This is a genomic window from Nostoc sp. NMS4, from assembly GCF_017115095.1.
In the GTDB taxonomy this organism is placed as follows: Bacteria; Cyanobacteriota; Cyanobacteriia; order Cyanobacteriales; family Nostocaceae; genus Nostoc.
The window spans coordinates 1-5,104 of sequence record NZ_JABXKI010000040.1 but is presented as its reverse complement, the minus strand read 5'-3'; the positions used below and the strand labels follow the sequence as shown (position 1 = coordinate 5,104).

Genomic DNA, 5,104 nt, shown 5'->3' with positions numbered 1-5,104 from the left:
TATTGCTTAATTATTTTTTGATTATCCCACAAAGCTTATATTAAGGATAGGTCTAATAAAGATGACTGGCAGTGAGATTAATGCCACAATACACCGAGCTAATAATTCTAAGTAGTCACTCCCTCCTTTTTTCGGCTCTCTTTGTGGTGATGGTTCTGAGTTTGGTTGTGAATTAGATTTGTTTGGAGTGAGATATTTCATAAATCAATCATGAGAATCTTGGTATAGTGGTGAATTCTTACAAGCATTTTTGAATCTATACTTCCGCCGCCATTGCCTCTGTTCAATTCGCCCAATACAAAAACCCGTTGAGTCATACACAAAAACTGTTTCATCTTCTAAATAACCTGTAGTATCAGGTCTAGGATTATGTTTTTTTGAGTCTAGATAGTTCCTGATTCGTAACTTACTGAATGAGGGCGTAACTCCAAGAGAGTTAATTTTGTCGGCGGTCGCTGCCCTTTGCTCGGCTTTAATGCGTTCTAGTTCTTCAGACTCTCGAATCGTAATGCCACTGTTGTAAGTTTTGAATTGGGCTGGCAGTTGCGATAACCAAGGACTTGCTATTAACCCCATGCCCAATAATCCCAACATCGCTTGCTTCTGATATTTCATCAAACACTCACCCGAAATATTTTACGGTTGTTGCCCGTCGATACTTTGTGTTGTCTGGGGTGGCGGTGCATTGATAATACGGGTGTAAACAGATAGCCCAATGCAAACTAGAAAAAAAATGACTGAGAATCCGAAAAGATTCTCCTTGAAGAACTTGCGCCATTTTAAGCTGGAGATTGGAATTTCTCGCTCAACAAAGAGCGTGTCAAATTTTTCAAATCCTGAATTGTCGCAGGTTGTGTAGACTTTTTTTCAGGTGTTGGTACTCCTAGTTCTTGTAAGAATGCTTCCGGGTCAAAACCAACAGTTGCAGCAGTTGTGAGGGTTTGAACTAGTTGTTTTACCTCATCCCCAGTCTTTAACCCGTATTCTTGGGTAATTTGTTGCCTGATTTCGGGATTTTTGGCCAACTGATAAATAAACGCTATTTCATCAAAACCTTGCTCTGTCCGTCGCTGTAATGAACGAGCATCAAGTTCACTCGTGATTTCATCGAACAATTCTTGCTCAAACTCATGAACTGCCAGCGCTTGGGCAACAGTCTTACCTGCCACAATGTCCAAGAATGCTTTAAACGTTTCCCGGCTGACTCCAACAAGTTGTAATTGTTCAGTGGCCATGTCCATAGCTCCCGTCTGTATATTCGCTAAATTGCCGCTACCTCCTAACAGCTTCGATTTGTCGAGGGTTGCTTGCGCTAAACTGAACAACTTTTCCAAGCGATCGCAAATGTCAATACTAAATTCTTTTGCGTCATCTTCTACATCTTGGTTAATATCTGGGTCGGACTTAGCCAACTCCTGTAAACCAGCAATGATTTTTACAGGAGCGTATTTTTCACCCAGTAATTCAAACAAATCTTGACGGCTAAATTTATCTATTGTTTCAGACATTTTGTAATTCTCCTGTCAATGGTTGTGTAAATCTGATTTGTTCAGCTTCAAATTCTTTAATGGTGTACTCCGACTTATTGGCTTCCACAATCGACTTTGCTATTTCAACCTTGTTTGTGCCTTGATCTAAATCTCCAAACACTTCGCCAATCCTGCCTAGTACCCATACTTGATATGGACGAATCAATGGCGCTCTTAACCTTTTTTCCTGTGCCATCTTCTGCATTTGGATTCGTGATAATTTATACTGAGGGATTGTTTCAGCCACTTCTGTCCAACGCTCCCATGTCCGATAGCAAATATCCAAAACTCGCAACATTTTGGCATTAGTCATCGGTAAAACCAAAGGATTCAACCCGGAATTAGTAGTCTTTCGGCTAAAAAGTTGTTCTCTCCATGCTTGGTTCATCAATAAATAGTCAATAGGTAGTCAATAGTGTAAAAAACATAGTCAATACCCGTGTCAATTCCGTATGATTTTGATGTCATATTCTCTATTAATTGATAGTGAATTAACTGTGATTGACCTGACTTTTCTACAATAAAAAAGCCACTCGCAATCTTCAAGGGCTTTTTCGGATTTCGTAGAGTTTTCTGTTTTATCTAAATTTGAAGATTCCGCGAAACTTGTTCAAAAATTTTTTGCTGTTCATTCACCAATAAAGCGATCGCCCACTTTGGTGGCTCACTATAAAACCATTTGCAAATTGTCGCGGTTGATGGCGGCGACAGTTCGGCGCGGTGATACCATGCAGCAATGAATGGCTCAAGTAATCTAACTGCTGTCGAGACAAATTCATAGTCCCCAAGCCGGGTGTGTAACCCTGCTAACTTAACTGCTTTAACTGCAATTTCTTCCAGTTTATTTTTCGGTTGATATTCGTCTTCCGACAACAAAAAAAGTTCACTCTTACGATTGAACTTGTCTTCTAATGTTCGTACCATGTTTAAGTACCCTCCTATGGGATTAGCGTCACAAGGAGCGGAAACGGCGATCGCTTACCTTGGCCGGGGGCGATCGCTTGAAGCTTATTCAAAAATGTTATCATAACTCCTCGATATTGATATAAACTTAGAGCAGATTGAATTAAATTTGCCTCATGGCTTATGGCATATCAATTTTCAGTTTCTCGTTACTACATCACTCCTGATAACGACGAAAAGCTAGAAGCTTTCAGCAATGCATCAGGAGACTCCCGGCAAATGCTGATTATGCAATACACCAGAGGGTGGTTAGGGCGAAATCGGACTTACTACACTCAATTGGCAATATTGGATTTACAAAAAAGGGAAATTGCCCCTTCCCTTTGGGCAAATATAGTTCTAGAGCAGGGATTTAGAGGTTTACCACCTTACACTAGCCCGATATTAGAGCATGAAATCCCTAAAGATCCTTTGGCGCATATAGTTTTACCAGATGATGTAATTGAAAAACAAAGTAATTACTTTCCGCTCACACGGCAGAATTACCTGTTACTGAGGACGGCAATTCATTTTGATGGCTCCAGCGCAACTAAATTTATTTCCAAAATAATTCACGAGCAGCTGTGCCGCAACTGGGATTCACTGTATGCCTCTCAAGTGGACGCAGAAACGAACGATGATTGGTTAAAAGGAGAACTTTAAATGGTCACAACACCTATAAATACCGAACTTACTTTAGAAAAAGTAAAAGTAGCTGTTGATGCTATCCTTCAAGTTTTGGGAACTCCCGAAACTGAACTACATAGTAAAGCTCTGGCTGCTTTTAACAGTGGCGATCATCAAACCGTCAAGCGACTTGCTTCGACTAATTTATCTGATTATTATGTCAAAGCATTGGGTTACTTGGGGGGTGCGTTAAAATTGACCCCCAACACCGATACTATTTTGGCTGAATCAGCACGAGCAGCAGCCGATTTCTCACGGGAGAGAACATTGAATCACCTCGGCAGAGCCATTGCCACTGCACTTGGTTAAAACTACTTGATTATAGTATTACAGCCTCTATCTTTATATATGAGATAGGGGCTGTTTTTTGGTACTTCAAAAAACCTTTTTTCGCTTCACCAACACCGAACGCAAGTACTGCCGACAAGCTGCTTCTCCCCGATATATGAGAATCCGCAGCGCCTGTACTTCCTGCATTGGAGAAACACAGATTTCAGCGATGGCTGCAATCAGATTCTGTTGCTTCTGCACACAGGGCAAACGCATCTAAATTACTCTTAATCACAACCAACGTTAAGAACCAACGAAAAAATCAGCATTTCGCGTTTGATTTATTTTCCAAGCTTCAAAGCGATCGCTAAATCTATGTCAATAAGTAGCTATTAATGCGACTATTTTTCAGCTTATTGACAATAAGCTCTTTCTGTTGACATGATGCGTTTGCCCTGACATATTAGATGGTTGTTGCTGAGTGGAAATTTAAGATGAAAACTTACGACTGGATTGTAGTTGGTGGTGGGATTACGGGTGCTGCACTTGCTTATGAATTAGGAAAAGTAGGCTTTAACGTACTTCTGGTGGAAGAATATGAAATACCACAGAATGCAACTCGTTATAGTTATGGTGGGCTTGCGTATTGGTCGGGTACTACAGCATTTACTCGCCAATTGTGCGAAGAAGCAAGCGATCGCTATCGTATCCTATCTCTTGAGTTAGACGCTGATATCGAGTTTCGGGAATTAGATTTATTACTGACTATTCCAGTTTCTAGTGACCCAGAAGCGATCGCTGCATCCTATAATAATTGTGCCGATGTACCACATTTACTTAGCCCACAAGCAGCGATTGAACTGGAACCACTCCTAAATCAACAGGCGATATCTGGTGCTTTAACTGTTAAACACGGTCATATTCATCCACAAAAAACAGCACAAGCTTACATTCAAGCTTTTTTGCGTGGTGGGGGTGAAGTACAAATTACCCAAGTATTGCAAATATTAGAAAGTGGTGTAAAAACCACTACTGCAACTTACCACAGTACAAATGTTGTCATTTGTGCAGGTGGACTTAGCCGCCAACTATTAAAGGCATCTGGTATTTCCACTAAAATATATTTTACCCACGCAGAAATAATTGAAACTGCACCAGTTGATGTCAAGTTAAGCACCTTAGTTATGCCAGCAAATGTGCAACGATTTCAATTAGAAGCCCAATCTGCTCAAGTCGATGAAGTTTGGGAGCAGCCAGGTAATGAACCAGTAACAGCGATTTTAGATGCTGGCGCAATTCAATTTCAAGATGGCACTTTACGCTTGGGTCAAATTAGTCGTATTCTCACAGATCCTCATGCCAAGGTAAATTCACAAGCAAGTGAAAAATGGTTGCGAGAAAGTGTCGGGGAAGTGTTACCAACTTTGAAGAATTTACCAGGAACTTGGCATCATTGCTTAGTGGCATTTAGTGGGAATCAATTTCCTATAATTGGTGCTGTTCCAGGATTAGACAATGTTTATGTGTTTAGTGGATTAAGCAATCCGCTAGTAATGGTACCACCTTTAGCAGAACGCTTTGCTAATACCAATTTTCTATAAGAATAAGCCGATGTCAAAACCAGGGGAAACGCATCTAATTTGTTTTGACAAAATGTAACTTATATGAACGCAGAA

8 protein-coding genes are annotated in these 5,104 nt (G+C 40.5%); 3 read left to right on the top strand and 5 right to left on the bottom strand.

Annotation, left to right across the window (positions count from 1 at the left end):
- Nucleotides 1-204: 204 nt before the first annotated feature.
- From HWQ37_RS01585 to HWQ37_RS01570, 4 genes are all read right to left on the bottom strand, one after another.
- Nucleotides 205-615, bottom strand: a complete 411-nt coding sequence (locus tag HWQ37_RS01585) for a hypothetical protein (RefSeq protein ID WP_292742962.1) — start codon at nucleotides 613-615, stop codon at nucleotides 205-207.
- A gap of 164 nt (nucleotides 616-779) precedes the next feature.
- Entirely contained in the window at nucleotides 780-1,508 is a 729-nt protein-coding gene (locus HWQ37_RS01580) for a hypothetical protein (RefSeq protein ID WP_292742961.1), read from the bottom strand.
- Entirely contained in the window at nucleotides 1,501-1,917 is a 417-nt protein-coding gene (locus HWQ37_RS01575; RefSeq protein WP_292742959.1) for a hypothetical protein, read from the bottom strand. Before HWQ37_RS01575 ends, HWQ37_RS01580 begins: the two co-directional genes overlap by 8 nt.
- Nucleotides 1,918-2,111: 194 nt before the next feature.
- Complete coding sequence (locus tag HWQ37_RS01570) at nucleotides 2,112-2,453, bottom strand: hypothetical protein (protein WP_229486908.1); 342 nt, start codon at nucleotides 2,451-2,453, stop codon at nucleotides 2,112-2,114.
- 162 nt (nucleotides 2,454-2,615) lie between these two features.
- Between HWQ37_RS01570 and HWQ37_RS01565 the strand changes: the two genes are divergently transcribed.
- Both HWQ37_RS01565 and HWQ37_RS01560 read left to right on the top strand, forming a co-directional pair.
- Nucleotides 2,616-3,134 carry a transposase gene (locus HWQ37_RS01565; protein WP_292742956.1) on the top strand — a complete coding sequence of 173 codons (519 nt, stop codon included), beginning with the start codon at nucleotides 2,616-2,618 and terminating at the stop codon, nucleotides 3,132-3,134.
- Nucleotides 3,135-3,467, top strand: coding sequence for a hypothetical protein (locus HWQ37_RS01560; RefSeq protein WP_292742954.1), 333 nt, complete (start codon nucleotides 3,135-3,137; stop codon nucleotides 3,465-3,467).
- Between the two features lie 66 nt (nucleotides 3,468-3,533).
- Here the strand turns inward: HWQ37_RS01560 and HWQ37_RS01555 are convergent, their stop codons facing one another.
- Nucleotides 3,534-3,689, bottom strand: a complete 156-nt coding sequence (locus tag HWQ37_RS01555) for a hypothetical protein (protein ID WP_292742952.1) — start codon at nucleotides 3,687-3,689, stop codon at nucleotides 3,534-3,536.
- Between the two features lie 233 nt (nucleotides 3,690-3,922).
- Here HWQ37_RS01555 and HWQ37_RS01550 point away from each other — a divergent pair, with 233 nt between their 5' ends.
- Nucleotides 3,923-5,029 (top strand): NAD(P)/FAD-dependent oxidoreductase, encoded by a 1,107-nt coding sequence (locus HWQ37_RS01550; protein ID WP_292742950.1) that lies wholly within the window; start codon nucleotides 3,923-3,925, stop codon nucleotides 5,027-5,029.
- Nucleotides 5,030-5,104 lie beyond the last annotated feature (75 nt).